At 68.9% G+C, this 20,659-nt stretch carries 19 protein-coding genes and 2 pseudogenes; 6 read left to right on the plus strand and 15 right to left on the minus strand.

From position 1 onward, the window contains the following. Nucleotides 1-3 precede the first annotated feature (3 nt). From RMN56_RS29680 to RMN56_RS29695, 4 genes are read left to right on the plus strand one after another with little or no spacing between them, the layout of a single operon-like run. A complete protein-coding gene (locus RMN56_RS29680) occupies nucleotides 4-972 on the plus strand; it encodes a threonine ammonia-lyase (RefSeq protein WP_313724888.1) in 969 nt (322 codons plus the stop codon). Then, the gene (gene sbnA / locus RMN56_RS29685; protein WP_313721155.1) at nucleotides 969-1,970 is read left to right on the plus strand and encodes a 2,3-diaminopropionate biosynthesis protein SbnA; all 1,002 of its coding nucleotides are present in this window, start codon (nucleotides 969-971) and stop codon (nucleotides 1,968-1,970) included. The genes RMN56_RS29680 and sbnA overlap by 4 nt, the downstream gene beginning before the upstream one ends. A 10-nt stretch (nucleotides 1,971-1,980) precedes the next feature. Beyond that, the gene (locus RMN56_RS29690) at nucleotides 1,981-2,919 is read left to right on the plus strand and encodes an ornithine carbamoyltransferase (RefSeq protein ID WP_313721156.1); all 939 of its coding nucleotides are present in this window, start codon (nucleotides 1,981-1,983) and stop codon (nucleotides 2,917-2,919) included. Beyond that, nucleotides 2,916-3,983, plus strand: a complete 1,068-nt coding sequence (locus RMN56_RS29695; protein WP_313721157.1) for an ornithine cyclodeaminase — start codon at nucleotides 2,916-2,918, stop codon at nucleotides 3,981-3,983. Before RMN56_RS29690 ends, RMN56_RS29695 begins: the two co-directional genes overlap by 4 nt. Before the next feature lie 312 nt (nucleotides 3,984-4,295). On the opposite strand, the pseudogene RMN56_RS29700 reads toward RMN56_RS29695, so the two are convergent. The 3 genes and pseudogenes from RMN56_RS29700 to RMN56_RS29710 all read right to left on the minus strand — a co-directional run. After that, nucleotides 4,296-4,574, minus strand: a pseudogene (locus RMN56_RS29700) (transposase family protein); the annotation flags it as partial. A 1,025-nt stretch (nucleotides 4,575-5,599) separates the two neighbouring features. Next, nucleotides 5,600-6,052 (minus strand): hypothetical protein, encoded by a 453-nt coding sequence (locus tag RMN56_RS29705; protein ID WP_313721159.1) that lies wholly within the window; start codon nucleotides 6,050-6,052, stop codon nucleotides 5,600-5,602. 501 nt (nucleotides 6,053-6,553) lie between these two features. Beyond that, nucleotides 6,554-7,051 (minus strand): polyketide cyclase, encoded by a 498-nt coding sequence (locus RMN56_RS29710; protein WP_313721161.1) that lies wholly within the window; start codon nucleotides 7,049-7,051, stop codon nucleotides 6,554-6,556. 1,435 nt (nucleotides 7,052-8,486) lie between these two features. On the opposite strand from RMN56_RS29710, the gene RMN56_RS29715 reads away from it, so the two are divergent. Next, nucleotides 8,487-9,596 carry a DUF2267 domain-containing protein gene (locus tag RMN56_RS29715; protein WP_313721162.1) on the plus strand — a complete coding sequence of 370 codons (1,110 nt, stop codon included), beginning with the start codon at nucleotides 8,487-8,489 and terminating at the stop codon, nucleotides 9,594-9,596. A 499-nt stretch (nucleotides 9,597-10,095) separates the two neighbouring features. Here RMN56_RS29715 and RMN56_RS29720 read toward each other — a convergent pair whose 3' ends face one another. The 12 genes and pseudogenes from RMN56_RS29720 to RMN56_RS29775 all read right to left on the minus strand — a co-directional run bounded on the left by RMN56_RS29720 (nucleotide 10,096) and on the right by RMN56_RS29775 (nucleotide 19,791). Then, on the minus strand, nucleotides 10,096-11,106 hold the full coding sequence (locus RMN56_RS29720) for a mechanosensitive ion channel family protein (RefSeq protein WP_313721163.1): 1,011 nt from the start codon (nucleotides 11,104-11,106) through the stop codon (nucleotides 10,096-10,098). 522 nt (nucleotides 11,107-11,628) lie between these two features. Continuing rightward, nucleotides 11,629-12,210, minus strand: coding sequence for a type 1 glutamine amidotransferase domain-containing protein (locus RMN56_RS29725; RefSeq protein WP_313724889.1), 582 nt, complete (start codon nucleotides 12,208-12,210; stop codon nucleotides 11,629-11,631). Nucleotides 12,211-12,398: 188 nt separating this feature from the next. After that, a pseudogene (locus RMN56_RS29730) lies at nucleotides 12,399-12,526 on the minus strand (molybdenum cofactor biosysynthesis protein); the annotation flags it as partial. 11 nt (nucleotides 12,527-12,537) lie between these two features. Next, entirely contained in the window at nucleotides 12,538-13,449 is a 912-nt protein-coding gene (locus RMN56_RS29735; protein ID WP_313721164.1) for an alpha/beta hydrolase, read from the minus strand. A 102-nt stretch (nucleotides 13,450-13,551) separates the two neighbouring features. Continuing rightward, nucleotides 13,552-14,145 (minus strand): hemerythrin domain-containing protein, encoded by a 594-nt coding sequence (locus RMN56_RS29740; protein WP_313721165.1) that lies wholly within the window; start codon nucleotides 14,143-14,145, stop codon nucleotides 13,552-13,554. 345 nt (nucleotides 14,146-14,490) lie between these two features. Next, nucleotides 14,491-14,898 (minus strand): DUF2267 domain-containing protein, encoded by a 408-nt coding sequence (locus RMN56_RS29745; protein WP_313721166.1) that lies wholly within the window; start codon nucleotides 14,896-14,898, stop codon nucleotides 14,491-14,493. 69 nt (nucleotides 14,899-14,967) lie between these two features. Next, on the minus strand, nucleotides 14,968-15,651 hold the full coding sequence (locus RMN56_RS29750) for a TMEM175 family protein (RefSeq protein ID WP_313721167.1): 684 nt from the start codon (nucleotides 15,649-15,651) through the stop codon (nucleotides 14,968-14,970). A gap of 617 nt (nucleotides 15,652-16,268) precedes the next feature. Beyond that, nucleotides 16,269-17,180: an NADP-dependent oxidoreductase gene (locus RMN56_RS29755; RefSeq protein WP_313721168.1), complete on the minus strand. Its 912-nt coding sequence runs from the start codon at nucleotides 17,178-17,180 to the stop codon at nucleotides 16,269-16,271. A 44-nt stretch (nucleotides 17,181-17,224) separates the two neighbouring features. Further along, entirely contained in the window at nucleotides 17,225-17,605 is a 381-nt protein-coding gene (locus RMN56_RS29760) for an MmcQ/YjbR family DNA-binding protein (RefSeq protein WP_313721169.1), read from the minus strand. A 45-nt stretch (nucleotides 17,606-17,650) separates the two neighbouring features. Next, nucleotides 17,651-18,298 (minus strand): nitroreductase family protein, encoded by a 648-nt coding sequence (locus RMN56_RS29765; RefSeq protein ID WP_313721170.1) that lies wholly within the window; start codon nucleotides 18,296-18,298, stop codon nucleotides 17,651-17,653. Nucleotides 18,299-18,357: 59 nt separating this feature from the next. Next, entirely contained in the window at nucleotides 18,358-19,149 is a 792-nt protein-coding gene (locus RMN56_RS29770) for an isocitrate lyase/PEP mutase family protein (RefSeq protein WP_313721171.1), read from the minus strand. 108 nt (nucleotides 19,150-19,257) lie between these two features. Continuing rightward, complete coding sequence (locus tag RMN56_RS29775) at nucleotides 19,258-19,791, minus strand: carboxymuconolactone decarboxylase family protein (protein WP_313721172.1); 534 nt, start codon at nucleotides 19,789-19,791, stop codon at nucleotides 19,258-19,260. 137 nt (nucleotides 19,792-19,928) lie between these two features. Between RMN56_RS29775 and RMN56_RS29780 the strand changes: the two genes are divergently transcribed. After that, nucleotides 19,929-20,564: a TetR/AcrR family transcriptional regulator gene (locus tag RMN56_RS29780; RefSeq protein WP_313721173.1), complete on the plus strand. Its 636-nt coding sequence runs from the start codon at nucleotides 19,929-19,931 to the stop codon at nucleotides 20,562-20,564. The last annotated feature ends 95 nt before the right edge of the window (nucleotides 20,565-20,659 follow it).

Here is a 20,659-nt window from a genome sequence, read left to right on the forward strand (position 1 = left end):
CGGATGCCTCCCACCCGCCTCGTGACCGCGCGCGACGTCGCCGAAGCCGCCGAACTGATCGGGTCCGCCACCCGCCGCACTCCCCTGCTCGGGCCGGTCGCCGGCCCCGTCGGCCGGTTGTGGATCAAGCCGGAGAACCAGCAGCGGACCGGGTCGTTCAAGGTACGCGGCGCGCTCAACGCGGTCGCCCGCCTCGCCGGCGCCCGCCACGTCCTCGCCCAGTCGTCGGGCAACCACGGCCTCGGGGTGGCCTACGCCGCGTCCCGCCACGGCCGGAGCGCCACCGTCGTGCTGCCCGACACGGCACCGGCCCTCAAGCTGGAGGCCGTGCGGGCGCGGGGCGCGCAGGTAGTGGTCGTACCGCCCGAACTCCGCGAGTCGACCACGGCCGAGTTGCTGGCGAGCACGGGCGCGGCCATGGTCGGTTCCGCCGACTTCCACGTGATCGCCGGCCACGGCACCGTCGGCGCCGAGATCCTCGCCGATCTCGGGCAGGTCGACACCGTCCTGGTCCCGGTCTGCAACGGCGGCCTGCTCGCCGGGGTCGCGGTCGCGGTCAAGGCGCTCGCTCCGGGCATCCGGGTCATCGGTGTCGAGCCGGAACTCGCCGGCGACGCCGCCGAGTCGGTTCGCCGTGGCCGCCTGGTCCGCTGGCCGGTCGCGCGGACCTATCGCACGATCGCCGACGGGCTCCGCGCGCCGGTCCTCGGCGAGCTGGCCTGGCAGCACATCAGGGTCCTGGTGGACGACATCGTCACGGTCGACGAGGACAGCATCGTCGCAGCCCAGGAGTTCCTGTTCGACCGGTTCGGCGTGGTCGCCGAGCCGAGCGGCGCGGTGGCGACCGCGGCCCACCTGAGCCGCACCGTGCCACCGGGTGACGCGACGGTCGCAGTCGTCTCCGGCGGGAACGTCGCCGCGGCACCGGCCGGCCGCGCTCCGGACCGGATGAGGAGAGTAGGTGTCCAATGAGCGCGACTGAGCTCGGCGGGGTGCTCGCGACCATCGGCGGCACACCCCTGATCGCGCTGGAAAGGATCGGTCCCGCTGCGGGCATCCAAGTGTTCGCGAAGCTGGAGAAGTTCAACCCGGGCGGCAGCGTCAAGGACCGGACCGCCATGCACATGCTGCACGGCAAGATCCGGTCCGGTGAACTCGTGCCGGGGCGTTCGGTCGTGGTGGAGTCGACGTCGGGCAACCTCGGTATCGGCCTGGCGCAGATATGCGCGTACTTCGGGCTGGATCTGATCTGCGTGGTCGACGCTCGCACCACGGCACAGACGATCGCCCTGCTGCGGGCCTACGGCGCGGTGGTGGAGGTGATCACCGAGGCGGCCGACGGGGACCTGCTCGGCGCGCGGATCGCCCGGGTCCAGGAACTGGTCGCACGGCTGCCGGACGCCTTCTGGCCCAACCAGTACGCCAACCCGCTCAACGCGGCCGCCCACGAACAGACGATGCGCGAGATCGTCGACAGCCTCGACGGCCGAATCGACTACCTGTTCTGCTCGGTCAGCACCGGCGGGACCCTGCGCGGCTGCGCGCAGCAGATCCGGCAGAACGGGCTCACCACCAAACTCGTCGCGGTCGACGCGGTCGGCAGCGCCATCTTCCACACGCCGCGGGGCACGCGCCTGCTCCCCGGGCACGGCGCCGCCCGGCGACCGCCGCTGGTGGACACCGCCGGGGTCAGCGAGATCGTGCACGTGACCGACCTGGAGTGCGTACGCGCCTGCCGGGCGCTCGTGGCCCGGGAGGCGCTCCTGGTCGGCGGTTCCTCCGGGGCGACCGTGTCGGCGCTGGCGAAGCTCCGCCACCGGATCCCGGCCGGTTCCCGGTGCGTGCTCCTCTTCCCCGACGACGGCAATCGGTACCTCGACACCATCTATTCCGATTCCTGGGTGCGCGACCACTTCGGCGACCTGACCGATCCGGCACCCGAACCCCGCCCGTTGGCAACCACCAGGTGAGGAGCAACTCATGTCCGCAGCGATCCGCCACCTCATCTCCCTGGACGACCTGACCGACCAGGACCTGCGCGCCATCGTGGGCCGGGCGGGGCACCTGGCCGCGCAGCCGCGGTCGGCGGCGACGTCGCTGCGCGGCGACGTGGTCGGCATCTACTTCCGCCGGACCTCGACCCGGACCCGCACCGCGTTCTCCTCCGGAGCACTCCGACTGGGCGCGCAGATCGTCGCGTACGGCCCGGGCGACCTGCAGACCAACACCGGTGAGTCGATCGAGGACACCGGGCGGGTGCTGGCCACGATGCTCGACGTGCTGGTCGCACGGACCGCGGACGACCCGGCGCACCTGCGGGCGATGGCCGCCCAGCAGCGGATGGCGGTGATCAACGCGATGAGCGAGGACGAGCACCCCACCCAGGCGCTCGCCGACCTGACGACCGTGGTCCAGCGGTTCGGGCGGGTCGACGGGCTGCGCATGCTCTACGTCGGGGAGGGAAACAACTCGGCCGCCGCGCTGGCGCTGGCGCTCAGCCGCTTCCCCGGCGCCGAGTTGCACCTGCGCACTCCACCCGGGTACGGCCTGACGGCGGATGTGCTGGCCCGGGCCGAGGCGCACGCCGAGCGCTGCGGGGCGCTGGTCGTGGAGAGCCACGATCCGGACGACGTGCCGCCGTCCATCGACGTGGTTTACACGACCCGCTGGCAGACGACCGGCACCACCAAGCCGGACCCCGACTGGCGTACGATCTTCGCGCCGTTTCAGGTGACGGAGAAGCTCTGGGAGAGCAGCCCGGAAGCGGTGTTCATGCACGACCTGCCGGCGCACCGCGGCGAGGAGGTCACCGCCGAGGTGCTCGACGGCCCGCACAGCATCGCCTTCATCCAGGCGGAGAACAAGCTGTACAGCGCGATGGCGGCCCTGGAGTGGTGCCGCGGCAGGGAGCTTCTGTGATCGACGGGCAGCTGTGGTTCGACCAGGCGGACACCGGGCTGACCGGCGCCGGGACGGTCACCGTCCTGTCCCAGGACGACGTGCGGAGCTGCCTGCGGGAGGTCGATCCCGTCGATGTGGTCCGGGCCACGCTGGTCGACCACGACCGCGGGCGGTGCCTGTTGCCCGCCGAGGCGTACCTGCGCTGGGAGAACTCCCAGGGCGCGTACACCCGTTCGATCGGCATGCCCGGTGCGGTGCGGTCGACGCGGCCCAGCTACGGCATGAAGATCATCAACGCCAGCGTGTCCAACCCGGCCGTCGGGCTGGACCGCGCCGGCGGGATCGGTCTCTGCTTCGACGCCGAGACCGCGCGGATCACGACCATCATGGAGGCGGGCCTGCTCAGCGCGGTACGCACCGCCGCGGTCAGCGCCGTCGGGGTGGACGCCGCGGGCTACTCCAGCGCGGGTTCGCTGACCATCGTGGGCTGCGGCGCCCAGGGCCGGATGCATGCCGCCCTACTTACCCGTCGGCTGCCCGACCTGCGGGCGGTGTCGTTGTTCGACCGGTCCCCGGAAGCCGCGCACCGCCTAGCCGCCACGCTCGGCCGCGACGGCCTGCGGGTGACCGTGCACACCGACGCCCGCGACGCGGTGGCGGCGGGTGAGATCGCGATCTTCACCACCACCGTCGACGAGGGTTACGTCGAACCGGACTGGCTGCGTCCCGGGGCGCTGGTCGTCAACGTCTCCCTCGGCGACCTCACCGACGCGACGTTCCTCGACGCCGCGGCGCTGTACGTAGACGACCTCGACCTGGTGGCGGAGAACCCGCGCCGCCCGCTCGGCCGCCTGATGGCCGCCGGCCTGGTGGCCCGGCCCGACGACAGCGGCAGCACTGCCCGACGCATCGACGCCACGTTGGGCGGCCTGCTCACCGGCCGGTACGCCGCCCTCGGCGTCGCGGCCCCGCACGTCGTGCTCAACCCGTTCGGCATGGGCGTCCTCGACGTCGCCCTCTACGCCGCCGTTGCCGCACACGCCCGTCGTACCGGCGTCGGGTCCCCCGTCAGTCTCGGTTGAGGGAGCGCATCGGCCGCAGCGGCCCGGTGCCGGAGCTACCCGGCCCGGGGACCGATCCGGGTGGTGCCAACCGGTGCCCGGGTCACCTGCGCCAGGTCCGGATTCAGCCGGGGCGGATTCGAGTAGCCGTCGCAACGGTGGCGATCAATAGCATGCAAGAGCAGTGTGGAAGACTTCGGTCGGAGTGCGCCAGCCGAGGATCTTGCGGGGCTGGTTGTTGAGACGTCGCTCGACAGCGCGGAGATCGGCTGCGCCGATCGCCGCGGTCAGTAGCTGCGGAGCCATGGCCTGCAACAGCCGACGGATCATCGCCTCCGACGGGCGCCGGTCGGCAGTCATGCCCAGGGCGAGCGCCGTTGCCGCCGGCACGTCGGCGACCCATTCGGCGATCGCGGCGTACGAGCGGTAGCCGGCGACCACGGCACACACGGCTGCGGTGACCACGACCGTCAGCCGATGCCGTACACCTCGCCTGGCACGTGGATCAGGCAGACCGGCGAGCGCTGCGGGCAGCCCACCAGCGGTTTCGGCAACGGTCAGAGCCGGTGCGCAGGACAGGGACGAGATCAGCGATGATGGCTGCGCGGGCATGACTCACTTCGGGCGATCAGCATGGCGTAGAGAACCTTGATGATCTTCTGAGACCCTCGCCCTCCCCAACGGTCGTCACCTCCACGAGGACTCCGCCAGCCCCTCCAACGATCACATCATTCGGAGATCTCGAAGTCTCTGGCGATCTGCGCGATCGTCACGCCCGGCTCGCGATGGCGGGCCACGCGCACGACGCCCTCGCGGAACTCCTTGGGACGGGAGACATCCTCTCAGCAGCGCCACACAGCGCCACAAGTCAGGTGTCACCTATCCGTGCAGCAGACGCGGCCGGCGCCGGTGACCGTGCGTGGACAAGTCGGCTCAAAGGCACGAAGCCAGTCAGACCAAGGGTCACACGCACGGCCACCAGACCACAGCCCAACACAATCAGGCTGCGACAGCGATCCTCACAGTCAGCCCAGGATCGCTCGGATGACCGCGGTGTCCCCGTCCAGTTCCAGCAGGTGTACGACGTACCCTCCCGGTTCGGGCTCGCCTCCGGGTTGGTCGCATCCGACTCGCCCGCCGCCGTCGGCGTGTACCGCCACAGTGCACCCGGGCCCTGCCATGAACCCGCCACCGCCGCCCCTGCCATTGGCGTCGGTCAGTCGCACACTGACACCGCCATCCTCCATGTAGGCCGACACCGTCCACCTGGCGAGTGGGAATTTGACCGAACCGGAGAAGGACACTTTGCAGTCGCCGTCGGCACATTCCGTGTACTTGGTGCCGCCCCCGCTCGGCGCCTCCGTCTTCTGTGCCGCTTTGGGCTCCTGTGCCGCTTCGGCCTCCCGTGACTCGTCTGCGGTGGGGGAGGAAGATGCGGAAGGTTCGGCGTCACGTGGACTTGGGGGGGAAGCAGCGCGGGAGGCGGTCGCGGTAGCGGCGGTGTCAGGGCTCGACCACGTGGCATCGGAGGACGATTCCGCCTTGGAGCCGCAGCCGGCTACGGCCAAGACCAGCAGTAGCGCCCCGATCGCTGCGTGTTTGGTGGAGGAAAGTCGGCAATGCAGCATGCGCGGAGTCTAGTGGTCCGACTTTGCCGGAGCCCTGGGCACCAGCCCAAGCGGGTAGAGCGGGCTCCGATCGTCGGTGTAGGCCTCGGTATATGCCTCGTTACCGTAGGCGTACGCGGTTATCGATTCATCGGTCATCGAGGCGGTGCGCTCGGAGTCTCGTACTTCGCCAGGGCCGACGAGCAGCTTGCCGGGCACAGTTTCACCGTCGATGAACCAGGTCACACCATCGCAGGTTGCGTTGTATACCTTGGACCTGACATTCGAATTCTCCCAGCAGCTTTCGCCAAGGGTGACCGCAACCTCGGTGCCATAGTGCTGGGCGAGTTGGTAGGTGCCCCGGTTGGTGGCGCCGGCGATGGCCAGTCCAAATAGAACCACATTGACGCTGATGGCCGAGGTGGCGATGGTCGCGGTCCGGTTCGTCGGCCTGCCATCGCTGCAGAAGTCGGATACGACCACCAATGGGGGGCCACCGCTACCAGAGCCGCGCCGATAAGGGCGGCGACCAGCCGCGTAGATTCCACGAAGAGCATTCCGATGACGACGAGTGCCGCCAACACCGTGGCAACGACTACGATCCCACCTTGAGCGATTCCTTCAGAAGCGGTTGGTTCTCCGGATGTCCCGGTCTGTCGGGCGCCCGGATTTTTATCCTGCTGAGCCGACCTCGACACGTCGTGGTGCTCCGTCATCTCGTGCCTCGGAGATATGTCAGTCCGATGCGCCCGCAGCGACGCAAAATGAGGTTCTGTGGGAGCGGCCCGCACGAGTCAACTTGCTCATCTATTCGGGCACCTACCGACTCGTCTCCAGGTTCAAGCCCGGCGAAATGCATCTCGCGTTACCACCACTGCGTGGCGGATGCTGTCGGACTCGAACTGAAGCCAGCACAACGCTGGGCTCTGACTAGCTGGAAAGAGAGGAGACCGTGGGGCGGCCGTCAATCTGTTGACGTTGCCTTTAAGAGTGATGTTCAGCGAGTTGCTTTAGGTTCATTAACTGTCGTCGGGCCATGATTAAATCACCAACGGATAGCCCGAGGGCGACACAACGGGTGGACCGCATGACGACCTTGAGCAGCAACCGCGTGGTGTCGTCCTCCATAGGCACGAGGACGTAGGACATGAAGGCTCCCATGATGGTGCCCGTCAGTTGTTTCCCACGATCGACCGAGACGATCCGACCCAGCTCCCGCCCGCCAGCAGTAGTGAACCTGTCTCCAACCTGAGGCTCGGGAAGGTCGACCAGCTTTCGAGGTGAGCGGCGGCCAAGGTTGTCAATCCAGTCGTAGGCGTAAGGGGCGAGCCTCACTTGTGCAACCCAGGGCCACACCGCTTCGGCAGGCGCCTTCACATGCACGGCCCGCCACGCCCGCAGCTCGGGTGAGACGACGAACTCGTCACACGGATAGGAGCGCAAGATCTCGCAGTCAGTCACACCCCACCGGTCGCCGATCATGTACCCATCCTCCACAAGACTTGCGCCACCACTCAACCGACTGGCGATGTCTTGGGATTCGGGTCGTGCGCTAGGAGCGACACGAATCGATCCCCAAGTCGGGCTGCGCGTTCTCGATGTCATCCCGATCGGCTGACAGGCACCCTAGCTGGACTGATTGGGCCGGGCTGTCCACCGGGTCCATCCGATGCCGGGAACGCGATCACGGACCGGCCTCATGGACGGTCACAACCAAGCTCCCGTCAACCTTCGTCACGATCAAACCTGCCGACGACGACCCGGCCTGGTACGCCTCGATCTCACTGCTCCACGAGGACCGCTACGAAGTCGAACGCCGTGACGCCCATCAGCGCTTCCAGACCTCGCCATCGAGACCGACCGCGGCACATCGCTAAGGACCTCACCATCTGGCCGCCACTACCCCAACCGGCCAGGCTGAACCTCAGTTCCGCAGTTCCGAAGCAGGCCCCAACCCTGGTCCTGGCCCTTCCTGACGTGACGGGTGCGCAGTCGAGCCCTGGTGATTCAGGCACCGCCGGCGTCGGCGGCGCCCGTGCCGGCGTCACCCGTCCGGGCGACGAATCCGGGAAGCTCGGACGTCCCGCGACCCCGTGAAGGACACCGTAGCCGCCTCGATCCCGGTCACTCCGGACGGTTCAGCGCAGCAGGACCGGTCCGCGTCGATGCGGGTGCGGAACAGGGCGTACGGCTTGCGCCGCAGGTCCTGTCCCCGCTGGAGAAGCTCGGCGCGGCCGACGGGCCGCCGGCTCAGGCCGGGAGTACGGCCCCTTGGCCAACAGATGTGCCAGGTACGCGATCTTCGCCGTCAGGGTCGTGGCGCTGCCGACGTGCCCCTAACCGGGTCCTCGTCGCCCCGTTCGTGTCGAGCCGACCGGCGACACGACCCCGCGCACCGATCATCGGGCGGGCTCGCCGTGCTCGACCTGCGCACCCTGGAGGTACCGCCGGGTGGGCTGCTGCACGCGCTGCTATCCGCCGGCCGGTCTACTTGGCTTACGTCACGTCGTACCTGTACGCCGCCGTGAGCTGGCAGCAATCTCACCGGATCCGCTGCACTGACGGCGGGCTGCACTGGGCGAGCCTGGGGCGTGTTGTTCAGCGTGGCCCTGCTGCCGTTCGCCACCGCGGTGGTCTCCCGGGCGGTGGAGGTGGGCGACCGTTTCGACGACGGCGTCCCGGTGGCGCTGTTGGGCTGGTAGAGGTGGTCATGGTCCTCTTGACGGCCTGGCTCTGGCGCTACCACTACCTGTGGCACGGGGAGTTGCTGCAACGGCACGTCGCGTCCCGGTCCTTAGCCGTCGAGCGACCTCGGTGCCGACACCGAGAGGGAAGCACCATGACGGTCGGAGAGCTCACGACGGCGCGGTTGGTGCCGATGGACGGCGACGAGCCTGGCTACCGGTGAGGAGCAGCGATGACGCACAGTGAGCAGCACCGCCCGGAGATCGTCGTCGGACTGGTGGCGACCCCGCCGGATTACCCGGCCCGGGTGGCCGCTCGGCTCACCGCCGAGTTGGCCGGCCGGCTCGCCGAGCGGGTGGACGCGGACGTGCGGTGGACCGTCCGGGAAGGCTGGGGTGAGGTGGCGCCGCGCCGCGACGGCGGCGTTGAGGCGCTGCTCGACGATGTTGCCCAACGGCGCACCGACGACCAGTGGGGCCTCGCAATCTGCCTGACCGACCTGCCGCTGCACGCCGAGCGGGTGCCGCTGGTCGCGCAGACCTCCGCCCGGCGCCGGGTCGCGATTGTGTCCCTGCCCGCGCTGGGACTGCCCCAGCTGCGAGCGGCCCGCGCGGCCGTGCCGGATCTGGTGAGCCGACTGCTCACCGACGCTTCCGACCAGCGGGTGCCGCCGGCCGGTTGGGCACCGGCCGAGATGGCAAGCAGGGTTCCCGCCGTCCACCGGGTGGTCGGCAAGGCCGACGCCGGGGAATTCAGCTACGTCGCCTCGCGGCTGCTCGGCCGGGTGCGGCTGTTGACCGGCATGGTCCGAGCCAACCGGCCGGGGCGCGCCCTGCTGGGCCTGTCCAAGCTGCTGGTCGGCGCGTTCGGCACGGCCGCGTTCGCGCTCACCACGGACACCATCTGGCAGATGGGCGATGCGCTCGGCGGACTCCGGCTCTCCGTGATCATGTTACTCGGGCTGACCGCGTTGGTGGCCTGGCTGATCGTCGCGCACGACCTGTGGGAGAAACCAGGCCGGGAGACACCGGCTGAGCTGGCCCGGCTGTTCAACCTGGGCACGATCCTCACCCTCACTTTGGCCACGGCGGTGTCCTACCTGGTGCTGTTCGCCGGAACGGTGCTCGTCGCGGCGCTACTGATCGACACATCCGTGCTGGAACAGACCTTGCAGCGGCCGGTCGATTTCACCGACTACCTGACGCTCGCCTGGATCATCAGCTCGCTGGCCACCGTCGGCGGCGCGATCGGCTCCGGGCTGGAGAACGAGGAAACGGTGCGGGCCGCCGCCTACGGCTACCATCCCGAACCCGGCGGCTGGCGGGATGAAAGGAACGCGTAGCCCCACGCAGTGGGCGCAAGCCCCGAGTCACGATCGAACCCCCGAGGGACTGGGCCTCGCGACGCACGCCGATGGGCGTGACGGTGCGGGCGTCGATGCTGACTGTGCCGGCCAGCCGATCCCGCGGGGGCCGCAGGAGGACCTCGGTGAACGCGCTCACCTCGTGCGGGGCCCGCCGTAGTGCCGCGCGCCCGGTCACTCCGTAGTCACCAGCAGCCCGTCCACCAGGTCGCGCGGCAGCCCATGGGTGTCGTGCAGGTAGCGGAAGTCCTCCTCGGTGGCTCGCGCATCAGCTCGATCAGGCGGTCCGGCTGCGCGCGGATAGGTGGATGCTGGCGGGACAGGTCAGCAACAAGCTGTCCGGTCGTTGTTGGCCGACGGCTGTCCTTCCGGGAGCTCATATCCTGAGCAGGGAGGCGCCACCGCCTGCCGGCTCAAGCCGTCTGCGATCACGAAGCCGGGCCGTTCATCTGCGCGGGCGGCCTCATCGGACCCCCCGTCAGGGTTGGTACTGGCTGCGGGTGCGGGGCAGCCACTGCGGATGGTGGTCGCGCAGGTAGCGGATCAGTCCCTCGCGCAGGTCGCAGCGCAGGTCCCAGGCGCTGGCGCCGTCCGCGGTCGAGGCCTGCACCTGGATGACCACCGTCTGAGGGGTGGAGTCAACCATCTGGAGCACCCACTGGTCGCGATCCCACAGCGGCGAAGCCTCAACCAGCCGGCGCGCCTCCCGGCGCAGGTCGTCGAGGTCGGCGGTGTGGTCGACGTGGATCTGAATCTTGCCGACCACCCGGGACTCGTTCCGGGTCCAGTTCTGAAACGGCCGCTCGGTGAAGTACGTGGTCGGCAGGATGAGCATCCGCTCGTCCCAGAGCCGGATCACCACGTTGGTCAGCTTCACCTCTTCGACTCGGCCCCATTCGCCGTCCACCACCAGCACGTCGCCGACGTGCAGCCCGTCGGCGAAGGCAACCTGGACGCCGGCGAACGCGTTGCCGAGCGCGGTTCGGGCGGACAGGCCGATCACTGCGCCGACCACTCCCGCCGAGGTCAGCACGGAGATGCCGAAGAGGCGTACCGGCCGGAAGGTGATCAGGATCAGGCCGATCGCGACGATCGTAACCACGGCGACGGTGAGCCGCCGCACGGGGCGGATCTGGGTACGGGCGCGCCGGATCCGCCGGCTGGTCACCGCGTCGCTCGGCAGTCGGCTGAACGCGACCGCTTCGGCGACGTGCAACGCCCTGATCACCAGCCACGCGCCGACGAAGATCAGGACCAGCAGGACGACGTGCCGCAGATAGCGCTGCCACCCGGCCGGCCCCAACGGCAGCGCGTAGTACAGCGCCCCGACCAGCAGAACCCCTGCCGCCGGGCGGCGGCAGGCTTGCCGCAGCGGCTCCAGCAGCCACTTGTAGCGGCCGCGGGCAACCCGGCGGACCAGCATGCCGGAGATCAGGTCCACGACCACCGCCGTCGCGAGCGCGGCTACTACGATCAACGCGGTACGCATCAGAAGCCGCTCACCGTAATCCTGATGCCGCCTTCGCCCAGGTCCCTGCCCACTCCACGTGCCCAGGGTGCCATCCGGTCCGGTGGTAGGCGGCGAACATCGCCAAACGACCGCTGACCGGGCGCGCGTCAGCCGCCCGGCGGCGGCTTCCCCGTTACCGGCTTGGCGCCCTGCAAAATACCGAACAGCCAGAGCAGGGAGGCGTGAGGAGCAACGCTCCGACGACGAGGACGGCGAGCACGGTGGCGAGCGCACTGGGATCACCGGCCGCCTCGGCCACGGTGAGATCGGCTGGCAGCAGGACCGGGTACCGGGCCGCGCTCAGGAGCGGAGCACGGCCGCGACCGCGAGGGCGGCGGTCACCCGCACCAGCCGGTAGCCGCTGGGGGTGATCAACACCAGGGAGACGATCCCGGCGACGAAGGAGAGCAGGACCAGGACGCGCGCCCGGCCGCGCCGGTCGGCGAGAAGGTCCGGGCGGGGCTCAGGGCCGGGCTATCCTCCCGGCCTGGAGCCCCATTGTCAGGCTGTCGCCATCTGGCGGACGTGTTTGCCCTCGGCGAACTCCTCGACCATCTTCGCGCAGAAGGCCGGGAGGTCGCTGGGGCTGCGGCTGGTGACCAGGCCGTTGTCGACCTGCACCTGTTGGTCCACCCAGTTTCCGCCCGCGTTGCGGATGTCGGTGCGCAGGCTGGGGAACGAGGTGACGGTCCGGCCGTTGACCATCCCGGTCTCGACCAACGACCAGGGGCCGTGGCAGATCGCTGCCACCGGCTTCTGTTGCTGGAAGAACGCCCGGACGAAGTCCATCGCCTGCTGGTTCATCCGGAGCCGGTCGGGGTTGACCGTTCCGCCCGGCAGCAACAGGGCGTCGTAGTCGGCCGCATTGGCCTCGTTCACGGTCCGGTCCACCGGATAGTGGTTGGCCGGATTGATGTCGTGGTTCATTGACTGGATCTCGCCGGATTTCAACGAGATCAGGTGGACCTCGGCCCCCGCCTGTTCCGCGGCGGCCCGGGACTGGGTGTACTCCACGTCCTCCACCCCGTCGGCGGCGAGGCAAGCGACTCGCTTGCCGGTCAGTGGCTGCTGGCTCTGCGCCATTTCTGCGGCCTTCCCTTCGGGCGTCGCCCCATCGGCGGCGCATCGTTCGCTCGCGGTCGCCTTCCCGGTGCGGGCACCGGAAAACAGGCCAGCGAACGCCACTCGAGGGCCGACAGTCCCGCTACATGCCGGCCTTGGCCGCCCTCACCGCGGGCCTTTGCTCGCGTCGGGATGCGCCTGCTTGCCGAACCGACGATGCCCAGGCCCGCCCGGATCCGGACCTCCTCGACCAGTTCGCCCGACGGCGCCGGACCGTCCGCGGGCCGGCCGACATACCGATATACGGCGAGGCCAGCAGCTGGACGGTCCGCGTCATGGCAGCCAGCGTCACCCGATGACCTTGGGCGCTCGCATTGGCGCACCATCCAACGGATGTGCGGCCGCGGCCTCGCTGAACGCCTGGCGCAGGTGCAGGGCGACCTCCTCTTGGGCGTGCGCGGCCTTGTCCAGCACCGCGGCAAGGCCGAAGAAGTCGTGCATCACTCCGCCGTAGCGGACCGACGTGGCCCGCACGCCGGCGGCCTGCAAGCGGGCGCACCACTCGTCGCCCTGGCTCTGCAGCACGTCGCGGTCGGTGGTGACGATGAGTGTCGACGGCAGACCGGCGAGGCCCTGCGCGGAGAGCGGGAGCAGATCGACCCTGGGGTCTTTCAGGCTGTCGGTCACGCCACGGAAGGCGTGCATCATCATCCAGGACAGCAGTGGACGATTCAGCGGCCGGGCGTCCGCGGCGTCCCGCATGGACGCGCCGTACTGGGCGGTGGTGGTCAGCGGGCAGACGAGCACCTGGGCCACGGGCAGTTGCTCACCTGCCTGCTTGAGCTGACCGCAGGTCGCGGCCGCCATGTTCGCCCCGACGCCCTCGCCACCGATGGCGATGCGTGACGGGTCGCCGCCGAGTCCGGTGGCGTTGGTCCGGAGCCACCGGTACGTGGCCAGCACGTCCTCGTGGGCGGCCGGGAACACGTGCTCGGGAGCCTTGCGATACTCCGGCGACACCACGATCGCACCCGTCCGGTTGACCAGGGCGCGGCAGGACGCGTCATAGTCGTCGTTCGTGAACAGGATCCAACCGCCACCGTGCACCCACATCACGACGGGCACCGGATCGGGGGTCTGGCCGAGCGGCTTGTAGACGCGTACGACCAGATCACCACCGGGGCCGGGCACGGTGACGTCCGCTGCCGATCCGACCTCCTCGGCGTCCGTCGGCCGCCCGTCCTGCTGCAGGATCTCCATCGCCGTGTCGGCGAGGCTCGGCTGCTGGCGGGCCTGCTCGGGGGTGAGAAGTTCGTACGGGGCCAGTACCAGTCGGGACCAGGTGTCGAGGATCCGCTGCGCCTAAGTGTCGAGCAGCCAGGAGGCGTCGGTCGACAGGACGTTGCTGCGGCCGGATACCCGGTCACGTACCTTGTCCATGAACCCGGCGGCCACGTGCATGAGCCTGCGGCGGCGTCCGGTGGGCAGGACGGTGGGATGCGAGCGGGCCGGGACCGACCGCTTGGCGGCGAGGTACCGCTCGCCGAGCCGACCCATCTCCTCCGCGCCCACCGCCCGACGCAGCGCCGGCAGGAACTCCCGTTCCTCCTTCTCGATGTGGTGCCGGACACCGCCGATCAGCTCGTTCAGCGCCCGCTCGAATTCGCGGCTGCCGGGATCCGCATGGTCAAGCAGGACGAGCAGCCTCTTGAGGCCCTGGTGCTCGTCCCGCCCCTCCTCGGCGTCCGCGGCGGCGCCGATCTCGGCCAGCGCCGGATACAACACCTCCTCCTCCGCGTGGGCGTGCAGGGCGCGGCCGTAGCTCACCTGGTCGACCAGCATGCGCCGGTCACCGCGTCCGGCCTCGAGGTGCTCGAAGAGGCGGTTCGCCACCACGTGCTCGTCGGCGATCAGGTGGTCGAGGTCGCCCGGCAAGGTCGCGTACGGCAGCGTCATCGGACACCTCCTCCTCCAGTTACCGCAACCGGCACCGCCGTCGCGGCATAACCTGGCATGTCGCCAAGACCCGAACGGGCGGATCGATGCTGGTCAGCGCATGCCCGGCCAGGCGTTGGCACCCGGCTCTCCACCCGCAGTGAACATGGGTCGGCCGCGTACGCTCACGCCTGCCTTCTCGTCAGCAGAGCCCGCATGATCATCCGGCGCGTGCGCCCTCGGAGAGGGTACGAACGGCCCGCGGGGGCGAGCGTGGCCGACCCGGCTGATCGGGACTGCCTCACCTGCCACCAACCGTGAAGCCGTTTCACTGCGACAAACGCCACCGAACCCAACAAAGCACTACTAGGTGCCGACCCGGCGGGACTCGAGTCGTCCCGTCCCCGGCCCGGTCAACTGCCAGAACTCCTGGGGCAACTGGTCAACGAGGTCCCCGTACTCCTTCGCGCTGGCCGACTCACGGAGGGTATCCAGCACGGCGTGTGCCCCGTCGGTGGCCACCTGGCGATCCACCCCGGACCGTGACTGCACCCGTTCGAGGAACTCGGCGAGCCCGAACCGTTCCGGATCTTCGGTGGGCCTATCCACCAGGCCTCGTAGCTCCTCAGGGAGTTGGGAGGCGAGGTCCCTCGCCTGGCCACCAGTGATCCGTTCTGCCAACGTCTCGAGCGTGGCGCGGGTGATCGGTTCCGCCTGCCCCGGCGGAACCTTCGGTCGCGCTGCCACGGACTGGATGAACTCGGTGTAGTTCACCTCGGATCCCCTCTCAAACCGGATTGCGGCGGGTACCCGCGCCCGCCGGGGTGAAACGGCAGCCCGCCCTCAGCCGGACGGTGGCGGAGGGCGGTGGGTGATCCGGCGGGTCATCGGAAACTGGTACAAGCCGGCGCTGGTGACGGCGTAGAAGACGGGCAGGAGGAGGAAGATGGCGAGGCCGACCAGCGGCGCCACCAGGTAGCCGACCACCCCCGCCAGGACGTACAGAACGACCCCGGCGAGGGCGCGGAGCCGCTCGACGCGGAAGAACGCGTCCTTGACCTGTTCCTTCAGCAGGTCCGGGTGCCGGGCCAGGTAGTGGTAGAACGCCAGCCAAGTCGCGCACAGCAACGCGCCGATCAGCGCGTAGAAGGCGATGGCCACACGCTGGTCCGCGTTGTCGTGCTCCTGCAGCGCGTGCGACACGACGATGGTCGGAAACGGCAGCAGCGCCGTGGTGAACAGCACGAACAGGTTCCTCCAGTGCAGTCCGCGATCGGCCTGCTGGATGCGGTTGAACGCCGCCTTGTGGTTGAGCCAGACGACGGCCACGTACGAGTAGGACGCGAGATACGCGACATACGACGGCCACTGGTGGAGCAGTCCGGACAGAAGGCGGCCGGGCGGGACGTCCGGCACCCGGAGGTCCAGGACCAGCAGCGTGATGATGATGGCGAAGATGGCGTCGCTGAACGCCACGGCACGGCTGGTGTCCGACCGGGTGCCAAGGTCCATCTCAGGCCCGCTCACCAGGCGTGCCTACCCACGACCGGCCCCGGTAGGCCGGCGCCGGGGCAGCAGCAAGGGCCTCACCGCGCTCTGTCTCGTGGCCAGCCCGGCGCCCGGCATTGCTGGTACCGCCTATGGCTACGCGGACACGGCTCGTCCCGAGACGCACTGACGGTGATGGCCGGTGCCGGCGACACCGAGACGGGCAAGGTGCTGCGGTGGGAGTTGGACTCGGAGCCGGAGGCCCTGCAGATGGTCGGCCGTCTGCTGCGCCCCGAGGTAACCGCGAGTGTCAGGCCGAGCGGCCGCCTCGTAGGACGATTCGGATCAATGGGCCGGTGTGGGGGGCGAGGCGATAGGACCTGCCCCACTCCCCCGGCCACGAGCGCCCCGCCGGGTCACCGTCCTGGCGACCAAGGCGGTCATCCTCGCCGACTAATCCTCGCCACCGGCGCCGTCGCCGTGCTCGCCTCGCTGCCGGCCGGCCGGCTCATCCTCCTCGGCCACGGCATTCGATTCGGCGCACGGCTACCGGGCGCTGTCCCTCGGCGACGGGCCGGTGCTGCGCGCCGCTGTCGGGTCGGTCCTCTACCTCTCGTTGATCGGCCTGCTCAGTCTCGGTACCGCTGCCGTGGACGTCAGAACTCGAGGACGTACTTGACCCCACCAGAGCGGCCGCCCGCGACCTGGTCGGCGATCGCGGCGCCGTCCTTGATCGGTGTCGTCTGGACGTCAAGTCTCAGATCGCCGGACGCGGCGAGTGCCGCGAGTTCGGCGAGTGCACGTCCGTTGGGTTGCACGTAGAGGTTCGAGGTGGTGATTCCGCGAATCGGGTCGGGTGCGTCCGAGGTGATGGAGGTGAGGCGGCCTCCGTCGGTGAGCAGTCCGATCGCGTCCTCGGCGGTGCCTTTCGCGGCAATGAGGACGGCGTCGAATCGGCGATCGCTCTTCTGCGCCCAACCGTCAGCGTGGGTGTCGATGACCTCGCTGGCGCCGAGGGCGCGGAGCTGATCGGCGCGGGCCGGCCCGGCACCGGCGACGATGTCGGCGCCCCGGAGGTGGGCGAGTTGCACGGCCAGTGACGCGGTGGGGCCGGACGCTCCGACGACGAGCAGGCGGGTGGTGGCGTCGACCTGGAGCTCGTCGAGGGCCTGCTGGGCGGTGAGCCCGGCGACCGGGAGTGCCGCCGCAATCTCCGGAGCCAGGTTCTCGGGCAGTCGTGCGACGTGCGCGGAACGGACTAGGACGCGCTCTGCCCAGGTGCCGCTGCCGCCTGGCAGTGGCGCCTCGTGGACCAGCACGAGGTCTCCCGTGCGGAATTCGGTCTCGTCCGGGCCGGTCGCGCTGACGCGGCCGACGGCTTCGACGCCCAGAGCTGCGGGCGGTACGAGGCCGACGTCCCATCCGCCCGTGTGAAGCAGGGCGTCCCACGGTCCGATCCCTGCCGCGACCACCTCCAGGACGAGCTCGCCCGCGTCAGGCTGGCGGGGGTCCGGAAGGTCGAGGATCTCCAGAGCGCCGTTGGCGGCTCGCACACCGAGTCCGATCATGGTTCTTCCTTCTGTGTTGATTCTGTTCGTGCGTGTTTCGGGTTTCAGGCGGAAGGGTTCGTGCTCGGATCCACGGGCCGCTTGGATTTCGGGAGTTTGTCGACCACGAGCCGGTAGGAGCCGGTGACGAGCTCCTTCACCAGGTTCTCGTCGAGGCTGGGCCCACCTGCTGCCGTGATCCAGTGCTTCTTGTCCATGTGGTAACCGGTCGTGATCTCTGCGTACTGCTCGCGCAGCCCAACGGCCTCGTCCGGATCGGCCTTCAGGATCACGACGGGCTGTCCCGGCATGTCGGTCATGAGCATGAAGACCTTGCCGCCCACCTTGTACAGCTCCCAATTCGGGTCGACACGGTGCTCGAACGTCACGTCCGGCAGATCTGTCGCGTACTCGTTCGCGACCTTCTGAAGTTCCTGTCCGTCCATAGCTGATCAGCTCCTCTAGCGATCGGTTCGCCCGGGCCGGGCGGCTCAGGCGAAGGTGAATAGACGCTCGGGCTCGAACCGCGACACGGGGGTCTTGTACTGCTTCGCCTCGTCGGGGTAGCCGAGCGCGAGCAGCACGGTGGTGGTGTATCCGGTCTCGCGGATGTTGAAGGCCTTGTCCACGCTGATCGGGTCGAAGCCTTCGAGCGGCATGGCCTCGACGCCGAGCTCGGCGGCCGCCATCATCGTCAGACCCATGACCATGTAAGTCTGCTTCTCCATCCAGTGGTAGGTGTCCTTGTAGCTGTATTTGCGCAGGCTCACGAAGTCACGGGTCATCGACTCCCACCGCTCCTGCTTAGCCTCGTCTGCGAACCGGCCGTCGGCCCGCTCCTTGGCGAATACCGCTTCGAGGTGGTGCTCGGGCACATCGGCCCGAGTGGTGAGGATGATGGTGTGCGAGGCGTTCAGGATCTTCTCGGCGTTGTCCTGGAACCGCTCGCCGAGGTTGGCCGCCAACCGCTCCTTGCCCTCCTGGGTAGACACGACGTAGAAGTGATTCGGCTGGATGTTCGTCGACGTGGGAGCCGAGCGCAGGAACCTCAGCAGCTGCTGAAGAGTCTCGTCCGGGATCGTCTTGCTGCCGTCGAAATACCGGCTGAGGTGCTTGCTCATGAGCTTGTCGAGATCCATGTCATCGTGCTTTCTGTGGTGATGAGTTGAGGGGCTGTGATGGTGGAAGTCGGATACGGCTAGGGCCTGCGGGCGAGGAGTTCGCTCACCCGGTCGAAGCTGATGCCTGTCGTGGCCGAGGCGATGTCGCCGGCCTTGAGCGCCGCCGCCGCCTGTTCGAGAGCACCCATCGCGTGCGTGTAGAGCGCAGGGCCCAGGCTGATGCGCTTCACCCCGGCCTTCTGCAGTTCAGAGACGGTCAGCACCTGGTCCGCCGGTGAGATGAGAACGTTCACGGGTGTCGGCGCGACGGCGGTGACGATTGCGACCAGGGACTCGAGGTCGGGCGGGAACGGCGCGTAGAGCACGTCGGCGCCGACCTCGGCGAAGGCCGTCAGCCGTCGGATGGTGTCATCGAGGTCAGGCCTCCCCTGGATGAAGTTGTCGGTGCGAGCGGTGACGACGATGCGTCGCTTCGCCGCGGCGACCGCACTGCGAACCCGGCCTACCGCGTCGTCGAAGTCGCGGATCGGGTCATCGGGATTCCCGGTGGTGTCCTCGATCCCGATGCCGGCCAGCGCGTGCGCGACGGCGCTGTCCACAGTCACGGCGACGTCCTCGGCGGTGACGCCGTAGCCGTCCTCGAAGTCACCGTTGACGGGCAACCCCGTGAGCCGGCCGAGCATCTGTGCGTGGTCGAGATGCTCGTCGCGGGTGATGCTGTGGCGTCCGTCGATGCGGCCGAGCGCGGCCGCCAGGGCCGCCGACGACGTGCCGACGGCCTCGAAGCCGGCATCCGCCAGGACCAATGCCGACACGCCATCCCAGGCGTTCGGCATGACGAGGCCCCCTTCTCGGGTGTGCAGTGCCATGAACTTCTCATAGAGCTCAGAACCGGGCATGTCGTCCCTTTCCGGTGCGGTCGATCAGGGCGAGGGTTCGACCGGTCAGGCCGCTGTTCTCGCAAGTTCGGTAAGCGCTCATGCGAGGTCGGGGGCCGGGATGTCGACGTCGGTCAGGTTCACGTTGTTGAGGTAGTTGGTCAGCAGTGCCCGGACGACCAGCGTGACGATCGCCAAGATCTCCGGATCGGTGTACCCGGCCCCTTGGACGGCCGCGAGGTCGGCATCGCTGACCCGTCCGCGCGTCTCGATCACCCGCTGGGCGAAGCGAGCCACCGCAGCCCGCTTCGGATCGACCGAGCTTCCCGCCCGCGCCAGCTCGATGTCCTCCGCGGACATGCCGCCCTTCAGGGACCCGGCCGTGTGCAGCGCCAGGCAGTAGTCGCAGCCATCGGCTTCGGACACGGCCAGCGCGATCGTGTGGCGCGTCCTTGCGTCCAGGAGCCTGCTCGCCTTCGTCTGCACCGTCATGACGAGATCGAGGACGGTCGGGTTCGACGCGAGCATGGTGAACATGTTCGGTACGAAGCCGAACTGCGCGCCGACCTGGTCAAGCGTGCTCCGCACGTCGGCGGAGGGCTCGTCGGCAGGAAAAACGTTCAGGCGTGACATGGGAAGTCCACTCCGGTCCGTGTGCGGTGGTGGTCGGTAACCGACCTGGGTCAGGTTTTGGGCTGCGCGGCCCACTCGCTAGATGCAACACTACACAAGACTGGGCTGTCAAGCCCACTTTTGGTAAGATGTGAATCATGAAGGCCACGACGACAGCGCGAGAGCCTCGCCAGCTCACCGAGAAGGGGCAGGCGACGCGCGCCCGGATACTGGAGCAGGCCGCCGCGCTCATCTACGCCGAGGGCGTCCACGCCACGAACAACGACAAGCTCCGGCGCGCCGCCGGCGTCAGCGGGTCGCAGATCAACCACTACTTCCCGACCAAGGAGAGCCTCGTCCTGGCGGTGATCGAATGGCAGGCTGAACGCGTCCTCGGGCTCCATCGCAGCGAACAGTTCGACGGCTTCGAGAGCCTCGAGGGGTTTCGGAAGTGGGCAGCGTTCTATATCGGGTATGAACGCGCCTACCACGAAGGCTGCAGCCTCGGGTCGCTCGCCAGCGAGATCATCAAGACCGACCTCGACGTTCACGATGAGCTTGCGCATGCGTTCGCCCAGTGGCGAGAGATCTTCCGCGACGCGCTCCTCGGCCTGCAGCGGCAGGGCCGTCTGAGCAACGAGGCCGACCCCGGGCAGCTCGCGAGCCTGCTCCTTGCGGCGTTCCAGGGCGGCATGCTCCTCGCACAAGTCGCCCGGGGCATCTCCCCCCTCAGGGACGCCCTGGAAGCCGCTCTCGACTACATCGAGACCTTCGCGATCCCGCACGGCACATAGGCAACTGGAACCGAATCGGCCGTCCGGGTCCCGGCCTCACAGCCGACAGCGCCCTGCGTGAATTGCCCAGACGGCGCCCGGCTCTTCCTCACCAC

Origin of the sequence: Micromonospora halotolerans (genome assembly GCF_032108445.1) — a bacterium.
Lineage (GTDB): Bacteria > Actinomycetota > Actinomycetes > Mycobacteriales > Micromonosporaceae > Micromonospora > Micromonospora halotolerans.